We start from the raw sequence: 17833 nt of genomic DNA, 5'->3' as shown, positions 1-17833 counted from the left end.
CTCATTATATTTACAGCTATGAATTGGTTAGATATTGTTATTTGTATTGTCTTATTGATAGGCCTTTGGAAAGGTTATCTCAATGGTTTTTTTGTTGAACTCACTTCCTTGCTTGCATTAATTGCAGCTATTTACGGTTCTATATATTTCTCAAATTATGCTGGTGACTGGTTGCGCAATCAGTTTGAATGGGAAGAAACTTATATTACTATAGCCAGTTTTATCATCACCTTTGTAGTGATCATATTTGTCATAAGTTATGTAGGAAAGCTTATTACTAAACTAATGAAAACTGCAAAATTGGGCTTTTTGAATAAACTAGCTGGTGGTGCTTTTGGACTTATAAAAATGGCTTTTCTTGCAAGCGTTATATTAATGTTTATAAAAACTGCCTCTGGTGAATTTAATCTTTTAGGAGATCAAACTACTGAAGACAGCTTAGTTTATGAACACATAGAGCCACTAGCACCTTTTTTGCTTCCTAAAATCCTTGCAGAAGCTGATCGCGTTGATCGACGCATAAGAGGTGATAGGGATAAGAATGAGACACCAACAGACTCAACTAACACATCTGGCAACTTCTAAAACAGAACACTTAAAAATCTGATAAAGGAAGTTTTTTTGCCTTATAATCCAGTTTAAAGAATTCTACAAAACTTTCAGGATTGGTAACATTACCACGTTGAGAAATTAAATTAATGGTGATATTTCTGTCCTTAGCTTTATGAGAGAAATCCTCTAGAATCTCTATGATATCATTATCTAAATAAACTGTCTTAGTCACGTCTAGTTCAAGTACAGAGTTTTCAGGAATCTTATCTAATTCTTTAAGGATGGTTGCTTTATTGAAAAAGGTAACCTCTTCAGCTAGCGTCATTTTTATTTTTCCATCATTTACATCTTCTCCTTCTTTGTGCAAGAAATGTGAATTTTGAAAACTTTTTATTAAGGTAATAAAAATCCCTACTACAAGTCCGATCCCTATTCCCCATAACAAGTCTTTAAATATAATTCCTAAAATAGTTACTATAAAAGGTACCCATTGCTTCCAGCCTAGGCTAAACATTTGTTTAAACGTGGATGGTTTTGCAAGTTTAAAACCAACAATAAAAAGAATAGCTGCAAGAACAGATAGCGGAATCTTATTAAGTAAGGTAGGAATTAAAATAACTGCTATCAACAAGAAAAAACCGTGAATTATAGCAGATAGTTTTGTTTTACCACCGGATTGAATATTAGCAGAACTACGGACAATCACCTGAGTAATAGGTAATCCACCTATCATACCAGACATAATGTTACCCGTACCTTGTGCAAAGAGCTCTCTGTTTGTAGGCGTTACATTCTTTTCAGGATCTAATTTATCAGTAGCTTCTACACACAGAAGTGTCTCTAATGAAGCTACTAATGCAATAGTAAAACCTGTTATCCAAACTTCTGTCTTACCTATAGAAGCAAAATTAGGAAAGCTGAACTGCCCTAAAAAACTATCAAAATCTTGTGGAACTGGCACTTTAACTAAGTGATCTTGAGTAATCGCTAAAGATGAATCTTTAGTAAATAAATAGAATATAATTCCTACCGCAACAGCAACTAATGGACCTTGAATTAAGGTGAAAATCTTTCCTTTATTAGATAATACATTAGACCACAGCAGTAATATAGCCATGGCAATAATAGCTGCCAAGGTTGCTCCCATACTAATGTTACCACTAATTAAGGCGTTAAAAGCCTTAAGAAGTTCCGTTAATGTATTTTCACCATCAAGTTGTAAAAAAGCAAAATCGCCTTCTGGATCTTCATCCATTCCAAAAAAATGAGGTATCTGTTTTAAAATGATAATAATACCGATACCAGTCAACATACCTTTAATAACAGAAGATGGGAAAAAGTATCCTATAATACCCAATCGACCAATTCCAAAAAGTATTTGAATAACACCACCTATAACTACAGCTACTAAAAAATCACCATAACCCATAGTTGTTATCGCGGTCATTACTATAGCTGCAAGTCCAGCGGCTGGACCACTAACACCTATTTGAGAGCCACTAAGAGATCCTACTACAATACCTCCTATAATACCAGCAATCATTCCCGCAAACGGTGGAGCACCACTAGCTAATGCAATACCTAGACATAAAGGTAAAGCCACAAAAAATACAACGACACTTGCTGGAAGGTCCTTAGACAGATATTTAAACATTATTCTCTAATAATTAATTAATAGTAACACTATCAACTAATGTATAAAGAAAAAACGACAAAACGAGTTAACCTGTAAACAAAAGAAGCGGTTAATGGTAATAAGCTTTAAAAAGTGGATTAAAGCTTTTTAATAGTCTCTAGAGTTACCCATGCTTTACTACCGTTTTCTAGAGAAATACGTGCCCAATTATTGAATTCTTCTAATACCTCAACTTTAGTTCCTTCATGTATAACATAACTGGCAGCGCTAGATTGTTTAGGCTCTTCCCTAGCGGTAAATTCGGCAGCATAAACGATGGCATATTGATGTTTATTCAAATTATTTTGAGCATAAAAACCTATAAACACCAATATTATCGTTCCTATTACAAATAATATCATAAGCAGAAAAAACAATCTCTTTTTGCCTGCTGTTTGTGAGTAATGATATAGCACAAATAATAAAACAGATATAATTAATAATACTATACTTAAATAAGCCCATTCATCAATAGACATAGAACTTGCAATAGAGCTTGCCTTAGACTCTAATTCATTTTCTGGCAGACCTTCTATTGCGTCAATACGCATTTGTTTTGCAAACTGTAAATTATTTAAAACGTCTTCATTACTCGGGTCAAGCATCAACGCTTTTTCATAATTATAAATAGCAGGTCCTACCTGATTCAATTTGTAATAAGAATTACCCAGATTATAATAAAGGTCGACACTATGAATATCAGTTTTTAAAATCTCCTCATAATTAGAAATAGCCATTTGATAATTCTCGGCAGTATAAGCTTGGTTTGCTTTTGCAAAACGGTCATTTATACCATCGTCTTGTCCACTAACGATAAGAGTCATCAATAAAAATAAAATGCTCGTAATCCAGTTCATAATTAGCGTTTTAATTGTTTATCGATTTCATTAATCACTCTACTGGCTTTATCAAAGTCTTGTTGCATTCCACTATCTGATGATGGTGTATATCGAGCAAATTCACAACTTGCTAATAGTTCTATAAACTCCTTACTCGTTTCTATTGTCGCTCCACGATGCAACAACAACTCGCTGACTCTATCTTTCGACATTTCGGCGGTTTGAATATTGAGTTTTGATTTTAAGTAATTGTGTAAAGATTTTTCAAGTGATATATAAAACTGGTCATGATTACCTAAATTCTTTTTTGCTGCACTTAGATACTTTTTACTCAACTTGTTTGCAGTTTTAAGTCTGTTACCAACAACATCACTAGCAATAGCTTCTTGTTTACGTCTCACTAAAAGTGTCAAAGGTATAAGTAGTAAAGTACCACCTATAACCGCCCAATAACCTGTTGAATTGAAGAAATACTTATGCTCTTTATTGACAAAATCAGTTGTTGTCTTTATGAACGCAAATTGAGCATCATTACCTATAAAATTTTTATTAACTCCACTAGGTTTATTAACAGTAGAATTTGAACCTGATGCAGGTGCAGGACCATTAACCTCTATTAAAGTCTCGCCACTATTAAGAGTAATAAAAGTTTCTTTTTTAGGGTCAAAATAAGAGAACTCAACAGGCGGCAATACATATTTCCCACCATATTGAGGCACTATTACATAGGTATCGCTTATAGTTCCTTTCATTCCAGAAATACTAGTTTTAACATCATTGCCACGCTCTGGCTCATAAGCTTCAAGACTTTGAGGAACTTTAAGTTTAGGTAATTCCATTAATTTCAAATTTCCAGTTCCTCCCACTTTTACAACGGCATTTAAACTTTCTCCAGCATCTAATCTTGCCTTATCTAGTTCTACTTTAAATTTAAAATCACCTACAGCTCCCGTATAACTTGCTGGACGTCCAGCTGTCGGAATGGACTTAACGTTTATTTTTCTGCTTCCTGCACTTACTGTTTTTGAAACCGTTTTAAAAACTGTTCTACCAAAAAAGTCTCGCCTATTAGTTGGTACTTCTACATTAATATCTAAGGTTAAAGGCTCAATAACTAATTCGCCAGTTTTCTGCGGATAAAGGACTACTTCTCTTAGTTCTAGATAACGATATGGTTGGCCTAGATAATTACCATTTTTAACTTGAGCATTACGATTATCAATATTCAAAGACCAAAAATCTGGATACTTAGGGCTATCAATCTCATTCCAGCCACTTACTCCTGTATTATTTGCTACATAAAGTTTATAAACAACCTTAATAGGCTCGTTGAGATAAGGATTTGATTTTGAAACCTCTGCTACTAGGTGAATATCAGTATCTGCAGTAATCTCTTGACTATTTGCATCTTTAGGATCATCAACAGCACCGTTGATAGTGATTTGAAAAGGGACTGTTTTATACTCAGCCCCTTCAAACTCCATAACAGCCTGTTTAATAGTAACCTTTCCCGTCTTATTAGGCTTTAAAATGTAACTATAAGATTTACTCATGCTACTTTTACCATTTACCCATTGTTGAGAAAATGATTGAATAGGACCACTAACTACTTGAAAACCTTCAAAATTAGGCGGAGTAAAATTATCTCCTGCTACATTCATTTTAAACTCTACACGCACGCGCTCATTTATAGCAATTTTATCACGTGTAGGTGTTGCTGTAAATTCTACTTGAGCCATACTGGTCCAACCAGTAATTAAAACTAAACAGAAAATGATTAAATGTCTCATATTACCAGTCTTTCTCTGTTTTAACGCTTTTGCCTTGAGCCTTTTTTGCGTTTACTTTTTCTTGAATCTTTTGTTCTTCATTAGACATCGCCTCTAATAACTGTCTTGCTTGCTGCGGTGTTAATTTACCTTCAACACGCTGTGGTTGCTGTCCTTGATTTTGTTCCTTAGGTTTACCATCACCATTCTCTCCTTCACTATTCTCTCCTTTATCACTTTCTTTTTGATCACCTTTATCGCCTTCTTGATCCTTGCCATCCTTCTCATTTTGGTCACCTTCATTATCACCATCACTATTCTCATCCTTATCACCTTCTTTATTATCTTGATCCTTATCTTGATCTTGATCATCATTGCCGCCACCGCCACCGCCGCCATTTTTCTCTTTCTCTTGTTTTGCAAGGGCAAGGTTATAGCGAGTTTCATCGTCTGTAGGATCATTGCGCAGGGCATTTTTATAAGCCTCTACAGCTTCATCATATTGCTTATTTTCTAAAAAAGAGTTCCCTAGATTATGATAAATTTTATGTTTTTCTTCTTTACTTGTAGATGCCTCTGCAGCCTTTTTATAATTCTCTACAGAGTTGAATTTTTTATCGTTGTTATAATATAGCGTTCCTAAATTATAACTAGCCTCTGCAGCGCCTGGTTTAAGTGCAGTTGCCTTGCGATAAGATGCTTCTGCCTGATTAAAATCGCCTTCAGCTGTATATTCTTGAGCTTGTGCCACAGCGTTATCATATGCTTTATCTAATTCTTTGTTTTGTTGCGCTTTCGCGAAAGCGAGACCTAACAAGCTCAAGGCGATCACACAGATCATATGTTTATGACTATTACTCATTGAAAAGGTTTAATTTTTTGAGCCAAGCTGTTTTTTTCTCTAAATAAAATATGTCTAAAAATAGAAAGAACAATCCAAAGCCTAGAAACCATTGAAACTGTGATTCAAAATCTGCATATTGCTGTGATTCAAATTCAACTTTATCAATACCTGATAGTTCTTCTTTTAGTTTCTCAATAACACTAGCAGTAATTGTACCATCTATATAAACACCATTACCTACACTGGCTATTTCTTCTAATGTTTCAGAGTTGAGTCTAGTTATGACAGTATTACCATCTTTATCTTTTTTAAACTCGCGTACAATTCCATTGCGTTTTATAGGTATGGTTCCACCTTTTTGTGTACCTACTCCTATGGTAATGATACGTATTCCATTTTCGGCAGCAGCCTCTGCATAATCTAGGGCTTCTCCTTCATGGTCTTCACCATCAGATATGATGACGAGCACTTTTGAAGCTTCAGTATCTTCACTGTAATAACTTTCTGCTAGTTGTATCGCCTCTGCAATGGCTGTACCTTGACTAGAAACTAGATCTGTGTTCATAGATTGCAAAAACATTTTTGCACTGCTATAATCTGTGGTAATAGGTAATTGCGGTACGGCAGATCCTGCATAAGCGATTAATCCTATACGATCACTAGCTAGATTATTAATGATTTGAGTTACTAGTTGTTGTGATTTTTCTAGACGACTAGGTGCAATATCCTCCGCAAGCATGGATTTTGAAATATCTACTGCAAACACGATGTCAACGCCTTCTCTTTTAATGGTTTCTATTTTAGTTCCAGCTTTGAGATTCACCAATGCGATTACTAGAAATAAAATCCCGACACTAACGGTGACTAATTTTAAAATAGGCTTAAACCAAGAGCGATCTGGAATTAAATGAGAAAGCATATGTTTTTCGGCATACTTGCGCTGTGCTCTATAACGCCAGTATGATAAAAATATAAATAGCAATACTAGCACCGGAATGATGCATAGCAGCCAAAAGTATATTTTCTCTTCTAATAGATACATAATATTGTTTTCTGAAGTTTAAGCAACCGTTCTAAAAATAGTGTAGCGCAATAGCATTTCTAGCCCTAAAAACCCTAATGCGATAAGTACAAGGATTCTATATTTTTCTTCAGTATTTATAAATTTAAATTCTTCTATTTCTGTTTTCTCTAGCTTATCAATTTCTCCATAGATTTCTTCTAGCTTTTTATTATTAGTGGCTCTAAAGTATTTACCACCAGTATCTGTAGCAATTTGCTTCATTAAATCCTCATCGATCTCTACAGGCATCATTGCCATACGGAATTTGTTTCTACCTATCTGAGCAACTGGTGATGGTGCATTACCATTAGTACCGATACCTATCGTATAAACCTTTATATCATATTCGAGTGCCAGTTCACTTGCTATTTTAGGATCTATAAATCCACTATTATTAACTCCATCAGTCATTAATATAATGACTTTACTTAATGCTTCACTGTCTTTTAATCTATTGACTGCTGTTGCCAGTCCCATTCCTATAGCCGTTCCATTTTCTAACACACCGTCAAATGCTATTTCATTTATGGCTCTTAATGAGATCATCTCATCTGTAGTAATAGGTGTTTTAGTATAACTTTCTCCTGCATATACTACTACTCCTATTCGATCATTAGGTCTACCTTTTATAAAGTCTGCTGCAACCTTTTTAGTAGCTTCTAATCGATTAGGTTTTAGATCTTCGGCTAGCATACTTGCACTTACATCTACTGCCAGTACAATATCTATTCCTTCTGTTTTTTTAGTTTTTGTAGTAACATCAGTAGTTTGTGGTCTAGCCAGTGCCGTAATAATTAGCGCAAGTACTATCAATCTTAATATAAATAACAATGGACGCAGGTTTGCTAGCCACGAGGTTTCTACCTTAAAACCTTTTAAACTAGAAATCTGAACTTGAGCTTGTTGTCTACGATGCGTCCAGATGTACCAAGCAATTGCGACTGGCATAGCTAGCAATAACCAGAACATTTGAGGATCTAGAAACTCGATACTATTAAACCAGTTCATCATTTACCTGATTGTTTTTGAGAGTTTTTAATGGTTGCAATTTCTATTGAACTCAAAATGCGTTCTTTAATCAAACGCCCATATTCTCTTGATTTGTCTTCTTCATTATCTTTTAAATAAGTCACAAACACTTGTTGCATACCACTATTCTCATTAAAGATCCACAAATCATATTCATATTCTGAGTCATCAAAATCAAAGGTTCCTGAAAACTCCAGCCCTTTCATTCCTTTATGCTCTAACTCGTTATCTAGCATGACAATATTAGTCGCTCCATCTTGTTCCAGACCACTAGTAACTGGACCGATTAAGTTTTGCGCATTAAGTTCATTAAGCTGTGCACCTTCTTTAAATAAAAATGTAGATACTGTAATGGTCAAATCATCGCCATCTTCACCTAATTGGAAGTTATCAAATGCACCTACATATTGAGAAAGCTCTTCGGGAAGTTTATCCTCATCTGTACGCACTAATATATCTGGTGCGGTAATCGCAATTTCTGGAACACCATAACCAGATCGCAACCAGTCTTGCTCATAATAGTCGCGCAGTTCATTACCTAGTACTTTATCTTTTACATTATCTGCTCCATCTATATAGATCCAAGTTCCTAATGCAATCATTACAGTGATTAATCCTAGTCCAGCACCTAAAGCGATTTTTTTTGTTTGTGCTTTTAATTCTTGTTTTCTTCTATATTTTGCATCCATCATCAATTCCTCTTCAGTAGGTGGTGGTAATAACTGATGGATGTTATAGATAATATCGGTTGTGTGCAATCGATCTTCTTTTGCGGTAATCGCATCTGGTGCTACACCTGCAAATTTTACAAGATCTGCTCTTTCTAATATTTCTTTAAGTCGAGTCTCTGTAGTTGATGTGATGTTCATACCACGATCAACCATCACTGTTTTAAGTTCTCCTAATAATTGTCCTGTTGTACTTTCTAGAGCATGCCCATATACTTTGGAGTCAATATATTTTCTAATAATATAAGTCAACTCTGTATAGAACTCTTTAGATCGTTTTTGTTCTAATAACTTTTGTTCATCTAGTTTTGATAAACGATATCTAGTCCACTCATACGGTTGTAATGTTTCTTCATAGGTTTTCTTTTCACGCTTTCGCGTAAGCAGATATATAAGTCCACCTAGTGGTAAAAGCAATAGCAGCCACCATAGCCAGCTCCAATCTGTAGGTCTAGTGTCTGGTATATCGATAGCTGGTTTTATGTCAAACATTTTTTGTTTTGCCGTATCTACTTGTACCTCGCGAACTTTTACAAGTATGGAATCCGAAAATATTTTAGCCTCGTTTTTAAGAATACTTAATTGTGGAACATAATAATCACCAGAATCCCATTGAGTAATCCCATATTGTTTAAACAATCTCAATCGATCATTTTCACGTATTGTGTCTACTGGATAAGACTCTATAACTTCTAACCGACCAAACTTTGCCTGTTCTGGAAAAACAATTAAATCTGTACTTGTTGCATCTACCGTTATACCCAACTTTACTTCTTCTCCCATTAGGATTTCACTACGATCAACAGTAGTTTGTACTGGCTGTTGAGCTACTAGTTGGGCCATACTTAAAAACCCGAAAAAGAATATATGAATCAATTGCTTCATCGTGCTTTAAAATATCCTAATAATTTCTTTGTGTAACTTTCTTTAGTTTCTAGATCTATTGCACCACTATCTGATTTAGTAAACGCATTTTTAAAATAGTCTGCACATTCTAGATGATGCGCCGCATATTTATTACGTATAGATTTTGAACTGGTATTTACCATCTGGCTTTTTCCTGACTCTTGATCTTTAAATTGCACTAGACCTATATTAGGCATTTCTGCCTCTCTTTGATCATAAATGCGTACACCAGTGACATCGTGTTTACGTCCTATAATTTTTAAAGTTCTATCATAATCGGTCGCCATAAAATCTGACAGTACAAAAACGATAGCTTTTTTCTTTAAGACACCTGCCATAAACTCTAGTGCACCACCTATGTTAGTAGTTGTATGTTGTGGTTCAAATTCTAGCAACTCTCTGATGATTCTTAAGATATATGACTTTCCTTTTTTGGGCGGTAAGAACAACTCAACTTGGTCAGAAAACAATAGCAACCCGACTTTATCATTATTTTGTAAGGCACTAAACGCTAATGTTGCACAAAGTTCAGTGATAATTTCTTTCTTTGTTTGCTCTTGCGTTCCAAAAAGTGTCGATCCACTAACGTCTGCAACTAGCATTAAGGTTAATTCACGTTCTTCTTCAAAAACTTTAATGAATGGCTCACTATATTTTGCCGTTACATTCCAGTCTATATTTCTAACATCATCACCATATTGATATTTACGCACCTCACTAAAGGTCATTCCTCGACCTTTAAAAGCACTATGGTATTCGCCACCAAAAACAGCGTCACTTAAACGACGTGTTTTGATCTCGATTTTACGTACTTTTTTAAGAAGTTCTTTAGTATCCATTTGCTCGCTTTACTCATCGTTAACAGTCTAATTGCGATCTGTATTTGATAAAGTAATTGACATTACTTTATTGATATACCATATTTAATGACCAACTACTGTAAACTTTTAAGGTACTTCAATAGTATTTACAATCTTATTAACAATATCTTCAGTGGTAAAGTTTTCTGCCTCGGCCTCATAAGTAATCCCTATACGGTGACGTAATACATCTAAGACTACAGCACGCACATCTTCTGGCACTACATAACCACGACGCTTGATAAAGGCATAACATTTTGCAGCTTTAGCAAGGTTAATCGATCCACGAGGTGACGCTCCAAAACTGATAAGCGGTTTTAAATCGTGCAGCCCATAATTTTCTGGATAACGAGTGGCAAATATGATATCTAAAATATATTTCTCGATCTTCTCATCCATGTAAACCATTTCTACAGATTCTTGAGCTTTTAGAATCTGATCTATGCTCACTACCGCATTGGGCTGTGGGAATTCTTTTTTAAGGTTTGCTCGCATGATGAACTGCTCATCAGCAATTGTAGGATAGTCAATGACCGTTTTTAACATAAAACGATCCATTTGTGCCTCTGGCAATGGATAAGTACCTTCTTGATCTACTGGGTTTTGTGTTGCCATTACTAGAAACGGACGCTGTAAAGGGAAAGTAGTGTCACCTATAGTAACTTGTTTCTCTTGCATTGCCTCTAGTAGCGCACTTTGCACTTTTGCTGGTGCACGGTTAATCTCATCTGCAAGAACAAAATTTGCAAAAACAGGTCCTTTCTTGATATTGAACTCGCCATCTTTCATATTGTAAATTAATGTTCCTACCACGTCTGCAGGAAGCAAATCTGGCGTAAATTGAATTCTCGAAAAAGAACCACTAACGGCCTTAGACAGTGTGGTGATGGCAAGTGTTTTTGCCAGTCCAGGTACTCCTTCCAGTAAAATATGTCCACGACCTAATAAACCTATAAGTAATCGCTCCACCATGTATTGCTGGCCTACAATCACCTTATTCATCTCATTAACCAATAAGTCTACAAATTGACTTTCTTGGGCTATTTTTTCGTTGATACTTGCTATATCGATAGCGGTATTTTGTTGATCCATAAGTGATGTACTATTACATTCAATCTAACTCGCAAAATGTAGTTTTCTTATCATGTATGCTGTTAATCGTGCGTTAAAAATGCATAAAAAATCGTAAAAATTTAAGAATAATATCAAATTCAAACAGTTTCAACACAAATTACAAGGTAAATATGGGGAAAGATGTATTGAAAGAGTAATAAGAGTGTGTTAATTACGCTTTCGCGGAAGCGTACCCGAACCCAACTATTGCTTATTTTTGTATAAAGTACTCGCAATGAAAACAGCATTAATTACAGGTGCCACAAGTGGCATAGGACTCGCAACAGCAATTACACTAGCTGAAAATGGATTTGCCATCGTATTATGTGGTAGAAATACTAAAAAACTAGCAGAGCTTAAAGATGAACTCAGCACAGTAGTGCCGGTAGAAACATTAGCATTTGATGTGCGAGATAAAGATATAGTTGCTACTCAAATTGCAAGTTTACAAGCACCGTTTAATGAAATTGACATTTTGATAAATAACGCTGGTAATGCACATGGCCTAGACCCAATTGATAAAGGCAGTATAGAAGATTGGGATGCAATGCTGGACATTAATGTTAAAGGATTACTTTATGTGAGTAACGCGATTATACCTCAAATGCGAGATAGAAAACGTGGCCAAATCATTAATATAGGTTCTACAGCAGGAAAAGAAGTATACCCTAACGGGAATGTTTATTGTGGATCAAAACATGCTGTAGATGCCATAACCACTGGAATGCGATTAGATTTAAATCCTTATGGAATACGTGTAGGTGCTGTAAATCCTGGACTGGTGGAAACTAATTTCAGTGAAGTGCGATTTAAAGGTGATACTGAAAGAGCTGAAAAAGTATACCAAGGTTACCTCGCATTACAAGCACAAGATGTAGCAGATGTTATTTTATTTGCCGTAACCAGACCTGCGCATGTAAATATTGCAGACTTAACAGTGATGTGTACTGCGCAAGCGAGCAGTACTGTGTTGAAGAAGGAGTTATAGACAAGATTGGTCTTTAATTAATTCTTTAAACTTTACAAATAATAGTTTTAATATAATTCAGCTTTAAAACTTAAATTTTAAAATAAACGATTTACACTTTTTATATGTACCCATTAAGACGTAATAGAAGATTAAGAACAAACAACTCTATAAGATCAATGGTTCAAGAGACCATTATCTCACCTAATGATTTTATTGTTCCACTATTTATAGTAGAAGGAACTGGTGTAAAAGAAGAAATTCCTTCTATGCCTGACTACTATAGATTCAGTCTCGACTTATTGAAAGAAGAAGTAAAAACGCTCTGGTCAATGGGATTGAAAAGTGTATTGCTTTTTGTAAAAGTTCCAGATCACCTTAAAGACAATAAAGGAACTGAAGCAATTAATGCAGATGGTCTCATGCAACGTTCTATCAAAGCAGTAAAAGATGTGGCACCTGACATGTACGTCATGACTGATGTTGCTCTAGATCCTTATTCCAGTTACGGTCATGATGGAATAGTCGAAAATGGACAAATCCTCAACGATGAAACCGCCGAAGTACTGGCTCAAATGAGTATTTCGCATGCGCAAGCTGGAGCAGACATGGTCGCTCCAAGTGATATGATGGATGGCCGTATTCTATATATACGTGAAGCGCTGGAAGAAGAAGGTTTTAAGAATACCGGAATCATGAGTTACAGCGCAAAGTATGCAAGTGCTTTTTATGGACCTTTTAGAGATGCACTGGATAGTGCACCAGGTTTTGGAGATAAAAAAACCTATCAAATGGATCCTGCAAATCGAAGTGAAGCCATAAGAGAAACTTTAATGGACATCGATGAAGGAGCTGATATTGTGATGATAAAACCAGGATTATGCTACTTAGATATCGTACGTGATTTAAAAAATGAAGTAGAAGTTCCCATTAGTGTTTATCAAGTAAGTGGTGAATATGCCATGCTTAAAGCTGCTGCCGAGAAAGGCTGGCTCAACCACGATGCTGTTATGATGGAACAAGTTACTGCCATTAAAAGAGCTGGCGCCGATTTAATAGCTAGTTATTTTGCTAAAGATGTGGTGAAATTATTGCATCGTTCTTAACATTGTAAATATCTTTTATTTTACTGTTTAACTAAAGTCATTTGGCTAGGAATCTTAAAAGGCCATGGATCACTGTCACGTTGCTTACCATATTCTAAATTCCATTGAATGGTTTCTTGGGCAGTTGTAGTCCCACCAGGAAAATTTAAATTCATTGAATGAGTTAATAGTAATCTAGGTTCATTTGATCTATTATATGGAATATCCGTAGGTTCTAGATAAAGCATTTCGCACTTATTAAGACTATTACCATCTAATGATCCTGATATCCAAATTTTCAAATTTTCATCAGTTGAATTCAAATAGTCATAGATTACCGTACCATTTTGCATCAATTTAAACTTCACATAAATCTGGTCAGTTTGATAGTATTGTAAATATTCCTTAGTGTTTTTTAAGATTTGTATTTCAAAAGAGGTGATACCATCATCGTATTTCCACACACCTAAAAACTTATCTAAATGGCCATTTATATCCTTAAAATAAGCGCTTTCTAAATTATTCTCATTAATAAAATGACGCTGTTCAAGAGGAAACTCTTGTGCCATTAGAACATTGATAAATAAGATTGCTGTTAATGTAATTAAATATTTCATTTCTTGTAATTATCTATATTATTGTTTTATCCATTCATTAATGGAACCATCGGTATTTCTATCTGCTAAATAAATAGTTAGGCCTAAACTTCTACCAGAAGGAAGTTTATAATTATTAATGAAGTTTATAAAATCATCCCTTAATCTTTGGTCAGTTTTCTGATCAGAATTTTTGACAATTTTAATTTTGTATTCATCTATAAAGTCATAAAAAGCATCCGGATTATTTGGAGCTATCAACTCATCTAAAGCACTCTCAGCCTCAGTTTGTGGCGGAGTAGTTGAATTATCCATTAAACTATCATTAACAACGATTGCATAGGTGCCTATAATAGTTGGAACTATATGAATTATGTCTTCAAATTCTAAATCATCATTTGCGTTGTCTTGAGCTTCATCACAATTTTGTAGAAATTTTAAAACATCAAAATTTGACGGTGCTGGAATAGTTTCTACTATAATTTCATCACCATATCTATCTACTACTTTAGCTTTTGTTTGATGAATATGAATACTTATATTTTCGTTTTCTGGTGCTGGATCATCATAGTAAACTTCATTCCCCAATTTCTCAGAAGGTTGTCTTGAGGTTGTAGGTTGTCCATCTCTTTTAACAATTTTTGCACCATCTTCAGAATAATTACCAGAACTATCACTGTCAATTAAAGATTGAACCCTTATTAATTCTGAGTTTACAACTGCATCGTCTGTTATTGCTTTCAATTCCTCAGCTTTAGAATCTTGCGTAGGACTTGGTATCGTTACACTTACAGCTCCAGCACAATCACCATTTGACAAAGATAAACACGGTGTTTTTTCATTAGGATCATCAGGATTATTGTTGCCAGTTGAACCACCACTTGATGAACCATTACCTGATCCTGAACTACCAGCTCCATTTCCAGAGCCACTTCCTGATGAACCGCTACCAGATCCTGATCCAGAACCTCCAGTTCCAGAACCACTTCCCGATCCAGAACCACCAGTTCCAGAACCACTTCCCGATCCAGAGCCGCCTCCACCACCTGATCCGCCATCGGAACCGTCATCAATAAAAGATATCGTACAATCATCTGTTGTCGTTTCTATTATTATCTGAAATGTTCCATCATCGTAGGTTTCACCTATTCTCCAACAAGCACAATCACTAGTCATTCCACAAGGCTCAAGAAGTCCCGCAATACTGGCTGATTTTTGAAAGTTAGTTGAAATCACTTCATATTCAATGCTAAGATTATCTGGATTTATTGCGTCAGATTTATCGTATTTAAAAAGTATAGGTGTAAAACTACCATCATATCTTTTGTGAAACAATAAGTTGCTAACTCTTGTTGTATCTATTGGGTCATATACCGAAAATGTATAGCTTTCGTACTGTCCACTGCTTAGATAGTTGATATGGTTTTCATCAATATAGATATTATTAACACTATCGTAATAAGATTTCTGCAAATCTGAATTAGCCAATTTATTTTTAACCGATCGAAGAGAATTAATCAATTTAGTATTTCTCGGTAATTGATTAAGGATTTCTAGGGAATATTTAGCCTCACTCTTTGATGTTTCTAAAGCCATATTACCTTCACAACTCATCAAAAGTAATAGAATTAACAAACTACTTATGATTTTAACCAGATTACAACTATAATATTTGTTTGTTTTATCAAATTTTACAATGTAAAGTTCTTTTAAATTCTTAGATATTCCAAAAAAACTTTGCTAAATTTCATTTTAGAACTATTCCAATTAACTTTACAAAAAACTATTCATGGGATTACTCCTTATTTACGCAACGGTATCGATTTTCTTTTCCTTTTTATGCTCTATTCTAGAGGCTGTATTACTTAGTATTACTGGTACTTTTATGAAAGTAAAAGGTCAAGAAGGTGCTTCCTATATTCCAGCATTAAAAGAACTTAAAAAAGATGTCGATAAGCCACTTATTGCCATACTCACTTTAAATACTCTTGCTCATACGGTAGGTGCTATTTTAGTAGGTGTTCAAGCCGAAAATATGGTAAGTGGTAGTGGATATGACAGCAGTTATTTTGGGATACCATTTGTTGGGATTGTATCGGGTATCATGACCGTTTTAATTCTTGTAGTGTCTGAAATCATTCCTAAGACGATTGGGGCGACTTACTGGCAAAGCCTTGCTGGTTTTACGACTACAGCATTAAATATCATGATTTTTCCATTAAAATGGTTAGGAATTTTATGGGTATTACAATTAACCACTAAAGCCATTGGTAAAAGTGCTCATATGAACACCATGACTCGTGAAGACTTTATTGCAATAACAGATACAGCAGAGAAAGAAGGCGTTTTTGATCCTAGCGAAGGTCAATACATCAAGAGTTTAATGAACTTCAACCAGATCGAAGTTAAAGATGTCATGACACCACGCTCTGTCATGTTTATGGCGCCACAATCTATGAAGATTAAAGATTTCTTTACTGAAAATCAAGAATTGCGTTTTTCTCGTATTCCCGTCTTTGGTACTAATAGAGATGATATTAAAGGTTATGTACTTAAAGATCATATTCTAGAAGATATTATACACGATAAACCAGCAGAAACTCTTGAAGATTTACGTCGCGAAATTTCTATGGTGCCAGCAAATATGCCTATCCCACAATTGTTTGAAAAAATGATTGCTACTAAGGAGCATATGGCACTTGTGGTAGATGATTATGGTAGCGTGCAAGGTGTCGTTACTATGGAAGATGTCATTGAAACCATGCTAGGATTAGAAATTATGGATGAAAGTGATAACGTTGAGGACATGCAGCAATTAGCACGTAAAAACTGGGAGAAGAGATCAAAATCTCTAGGACTTGAAAATCCAGATCAAGGTACTAATTTATAAAACTAATGAAAAGAATTCTTTTACTTCTAGCTATACTTACGAGCAGCATAAGCACGTCACAGCAATCTGATGTTAAAAGTGCTTTTTTAGAAAAGTGGAATAATTCAAAAGAATATCTTATTGAAATGGCACAGGCCATGCCTGAAGATAAATACGACTTCAAGCCTACAAAACGTCAAATGAGTTTTAAAACTCAATTGATACATATAGAAGGTAATATGAAATGGCTGGGCACAACTTACTTTAATCTAGAAACTGTAGGAGAACCAGAAGACCTATCTGATTTATCTAAAGAAGATCTAATTATTGCCCTGCAATCTAGATTTGACGACATCTTTAATGCCGTAAAAGCTATGGATAGTAAAAAGTTTGAAGAAGTTGTCGAGTTTTATGCTGGACCGAAGTCTAGATTACAAATTCTTAATCTGTTGCAGGATCACGTTACCCATCATCGTGGTCAACTTGTTGTATATCTCAACATGTGTAACATAGACTTGCCTAGATATAGCGGCTGGTAATTAATTGATAACCTCAGCATCAATCATATACTGTACTATTGCTTCTTTCATTAATAAAGACTGTTCTCCAGCTTTAAGCGGAGGCAAATTCTCTTTTACGATATAATGTGGCCATTTATCATCATCAAAATGCGAGAATTCATAATAGCCATAAGGTTCTAGAACACGACATATCGCAATGTGCATGAGTTGATATTTCTCATCTTTCTGAAACTTACGATGCAGCTGTCCCAATTCTTGAACTCCTATCATGAACAATATAGCATCTATATCCATTTGTTCTCCATCACTGAATCGCTCTTGAAAAAAGGCAACTGTCTGCGCCCATCGTTCCTTTAATTGTTCATCTCTACTCATGCTGTAAAAGTACGATGTGTGTTAGGATTATGCTTTCGCGAA

Annotated in this window: 17 protein-coding genes; 5 read left to right on the top strand and 12 right to left on the bottom strand. The window is 35.1% G+C overall.

Going from position 1 to position 17833, the window contains the following annotated elements; translation table 11 throughout:
* The first annotated feature begins 18 nt into the window (after positions 1–18).
* Entirely contained in the window at positions 19–585 is a 567-nt protein-coding gene (locus BST92_RS06350) for a CvpA family protein (protein ID WP_105070684.1), read from the top strand.
* Between the two features lie 10 nt (positions 586–595).
* On the opposite strand, the gene BST92_RS06345 is transcribed toward BST92_RS06350, so the two are convergent.
* From BST92_RS06345 to BST92_RS06305, 9 genes are all read right to left on the bottom strand, one after another.
* Positions 596–2206, bottom strand: coding sequence for a SulP family inorganic anion transporter (locus BST92_RS06345; RefSeq protein WP_105070683.1), 1611 nt, complete (start codon positions 2204–2206; stop codon positions 596–598).
* A gap of 119 nt (positions 2207–2325) precedes the next feature.
* On the bottom strand, positions 2326–3084 hold the full coding sequence (locus tag BST92_RS06340; protein WP_105070682.1) for a tetratricopeptide repeat protein: 759 nt from the start codon (positions 3082–3084) through the stop codon (positions 2326–2328).
* Positions 3085–3086: 2 nt separating this feature from the next.
* Positions 3087–4856, bottom strand: coding sequence for a BatD family protein (locus BST92_RS06335; protein WP_105070681.1), 1770 nt, complete (start codon positions 4854–4856; stop codon positions 3087–3089).
* Between the two features lies 1 nt (position 4857).
* Entirely contained in the window at positions 4858–5697 is an 840-nt protein-coding gene (locus BST92_RS06330) for a tetratricopeptide repeat protein (RefSeq protein WP_105070680.1), read from the bottom strand.
* Positions 5690–6721: a VWA domain-containing protein gene (locus BST92_RS06325; protein ID WP_105070679.1), complete on the bottom strand. Its 1032-nt coding sequence runs from the start codon at positions 6719–6721 to the stop codon at positions 5690–5692. The genes BST92_RS06330 and BST92_RS06325 overlap by 8 nt, the downstream gene beginning before the upstream one ends.
* A gap of 18 nt (positions 6722–6739) precedes the next feature.
* Entirely contained in the window at positions 6740–7753 is a 1014-nt protein-coding gene (locus BST92_RS06320) for a vWA domain-containing protein (RefSeq protein WP_105070678.1), read from the bottom strand.
* Complete coding sequence (locus BST92_RS06315; RefSeq protein ID WP_105070677.1) at positions 7750–9384, bottom strand: hypothetical protein; 1635 nt, start codon at positions 9382–9384, stop codon at positions 7750–7752. Before BST92_RS06315 ends, BST92_RS06320 begins: the two co-directional genes overlap by 4 nt.
* Positions 9381–10244 (bottom strand): DUF58 domain-containing protein, encoded by an 864-nt coding sequence (locus BST92_RS06310; protein ID WP_105070676.1) that lies wholly within the window; start codon positions 10242–10244, stop codon positions 9381–9383. Before BST92_RS06310 ends, BST92_RS06315 begins: the two co-directional genes overlap by 4 nt.
* Positions 10245–10352: 108 nt before the next feature.
* Positions 10353–11357: an AAA family ATPase gene (locus BST92_RS06305; protein WP_105070675.1), complete on the bottom strand. Its 1005-nt coding sequence runs from the start codon at positions 11355–11357 to the stop codon at positions 10353–10355.
* A gap of 256 nt (positions 11358–11613) precedes the next feature.
* On the opposite strand from BST92_RS06305, the gene BST92_RS06300 reads away from it, so the two are divergent.
* Together BST92_RS06300 and hemB are read left to right on the top strand one after the other, a co-directional pair.
* Positions 11614–12366 carry an SDR family NAD(P)-dependent oxidoreductase gene (locus BST92_RS06300; RefSeq protein ID WP_105070674.1) on the top strand — a complete coding sequence of 251 codons (753 nt, stop codon included), beginning with the start codon at positions 11614–11616 and terminating at the stop codon, positions 12364–12366.
* A 104-nt stretch (positions 12367–12470) separates the two neighbouring features.
* The gene (gene hemB / locus BST92_RS06295; protein WP_105070673.1) at positions 12471–13451 is read left to right on the top strand and encodes a porphobilinogen synthase; all 981 of its coding nucleotides are present in this window, start codon (positions 12471–12473) and stop codon (positions 13449–13451) included.
* A 20-nt stretch (positions 13452–13471) separates the two neighbouring features.
* Here hemB and BST92_RS06290 read toward each other — a convergent pair whose 3' ends face one another.
* Entirely contained in the window at positions 13472–14047 is a 576-nt protein-coding gene (locus tag BST92_RS06290; protein ID WP_105070672.1) for a DUF6705 family protein, read from the bottom strand.
* Positions 14048–14065: 18 nt separating this feature from the next.
* Positions 14066–15499 (bottom strand): hypothetical protein, encoded by a 1434-nt coding sequence (locus tag BST92_RS14995; RefSeq protein ID WP_170061679.1) that lies wholly within the window; start codon positions 15497–15499, stop codon positions 14066–14068.
* A gap of 316 nt (positions 15500–15815) precedes the next feature.
* On the opposite strand from BST92_RS14995, the gene BST92_RS06275 reads away from it, so the two are divergent.
* Together BST92_RS06275 and BST92_RS06270 are read left to right on the top strand one after the other, a co-directional pair.
* A complete protein-coding gene (locus BST92_RS06275; RefSeq protein ID WP_105070670.1) occupies positions 15816–16916 on the top strand; it encodes a CNNM domain-containing protein in 1101 nt (366 codons plus the stop codon).
* A 5-nt stretch (positions 16917–16921) separates the two neighbouring features.
* Positions 16922–17434 carry a DinB family protein gene (locus BST92_RS06270; RefSeq protein ID WP_105070669.1) on the top strand — a complete coding sequence of 171 codons (513 nt, stop codon included), beginning with the start codon at positions 16922–16924 and terminating at the stop codon, positions 17432–17434.
* Here BST92_RS06270 and BST92_RS06265 read toward each other — a convergent pair whose 3' ends face one another.
* Complete coding sequence (locus BST92_RS06265; RefSeq protein WP_036583154.1) at positions 17435–17791, bottom strand: hypothetical protein; 357 nt, start codon at positions 17789–17791, stop codon at positions 17435–17437.
* Positions 17792–17833: the final 42 nt, after the last annotated feature.

This window comes from Nonlabens arenilitoris (assembly GCF_002954765.1).
In the GTDB taxonomy this organism is placed as follows: domain Bacteria; phylum Bacteroidota; class Bacteroidia; order Flavobacteriales; family Flavobacteriaceae; genus Nonlabens; species Nonlabens arenilitoris.
The sequence above is the reverse complement of the archived record's forward strand: the minus strand, read 5'-3'. Positions and strand labels throughout refer to the sequence as shown.

Coding starts and splice junctions, on each gene's coding strand:
- BST92_RS06335 (WP_105070681.1), bottom strand. CDS start 4,856: ATGAGACATTTAATCATTTTCTGTTTAGTTTTAATTACTGGTTGGACC.
- BST92_RS06270 (WP_105070669.1), top strand. CDS start 16,922: ATGAAAAGAATTCTTTTACTTCTAGCTATACTTACGAGCAGCATAAGC.
- BST92_RS06265 (WP_036583154.1), bottom strand. CDS start 17,791: ATGAGTAGAGATGAACAATTAAAGGAACGATGGGCGCAGACAGTTGCC.
- BST92_RS06305 (WP_105070675.1), bottom strand. CDS start 11,357: ATGGATCAACAAAATACCGCTATCGATATAGCAAGTATCAACGAAAAA.
- BST92_RS06310 (WP_105070676.1), bottom strand. CDS start 10,244: ATGGATACTAAAGAACTTCTTAAAAAAGTACGTAAAATCGAGATCAAA.
- hemB (WP_105070673.1), top strand. CDS start 12,471: ATGTACCCATTAAGACGTAATAGAAGATTAAGAACAAACAACTCTATA.
- BST92_RS06325 (WP_105070679.1), bottom strand. CDS start 6,721: ATGTATCTATTAGAAGAGAAAATATACTTTTGGCTGCTATGCATCATT.
- BST92_RS06290 (WP_105070672.1), bottom strand. CDS start 14,047: ATGAAATATTTAATTACATTAACAGCAATCTTATTTATCAATGTTCTA.
- BST92_RS06340 (WP_105070682.1), bottom strand. CDS start 3,084: ATGAACTGGATTACGAGCATTTTATTTTTATTGATGACTCTTATCGTT.
- BST92_RS06315 (WP_105070677.1), bottom strand. CDS start 9,384: ATGAAGCAATTGATTCATATATTCTTTTTCGGGTTTTTAAGTATGGCC.
- BST92_RS06350 (WP_105070684.1), top strand. CDS start 19: ATGAATTGGTTAGATATTGTTATTTGTATTGTCTTATTGATAGGCCTT.
- BST92_RS06275 (WP_105070670.1), top strand. CDS start 15,816: ATGGGATTACTCCTTATTTACGCAACGGTATCGATTTTCTTTTCCTTT.
- BST92_RS06330 (WP_105070680.1), bottom strand. CDS start 5,697: ATGAGTAATAGTCATAAACATATGATCTGTGTGATCGCCTTGAGCTTG.
- BST92_RS06345 (WP_105070683.1), bottom strand. CDS start 2,206: ATGTTTAAATATCTGTCTAAGGACCTTCCAGCAAGTGTCGTTGTATTT.
- BST92_RS06300 (WP_105070674.1), top strand. CDS start 11,614: ATGAAAACAGCATTAATTACAGGTGCCACAAGTGGCATAGGACTCGCA.
- BST92_RS06320 (WP_105070678.1), bottom strand. CDS start 7,753: ATGATGAACTGGTTTAATAGTATCGAGTTTCTAGATCCTCAAATGTTC.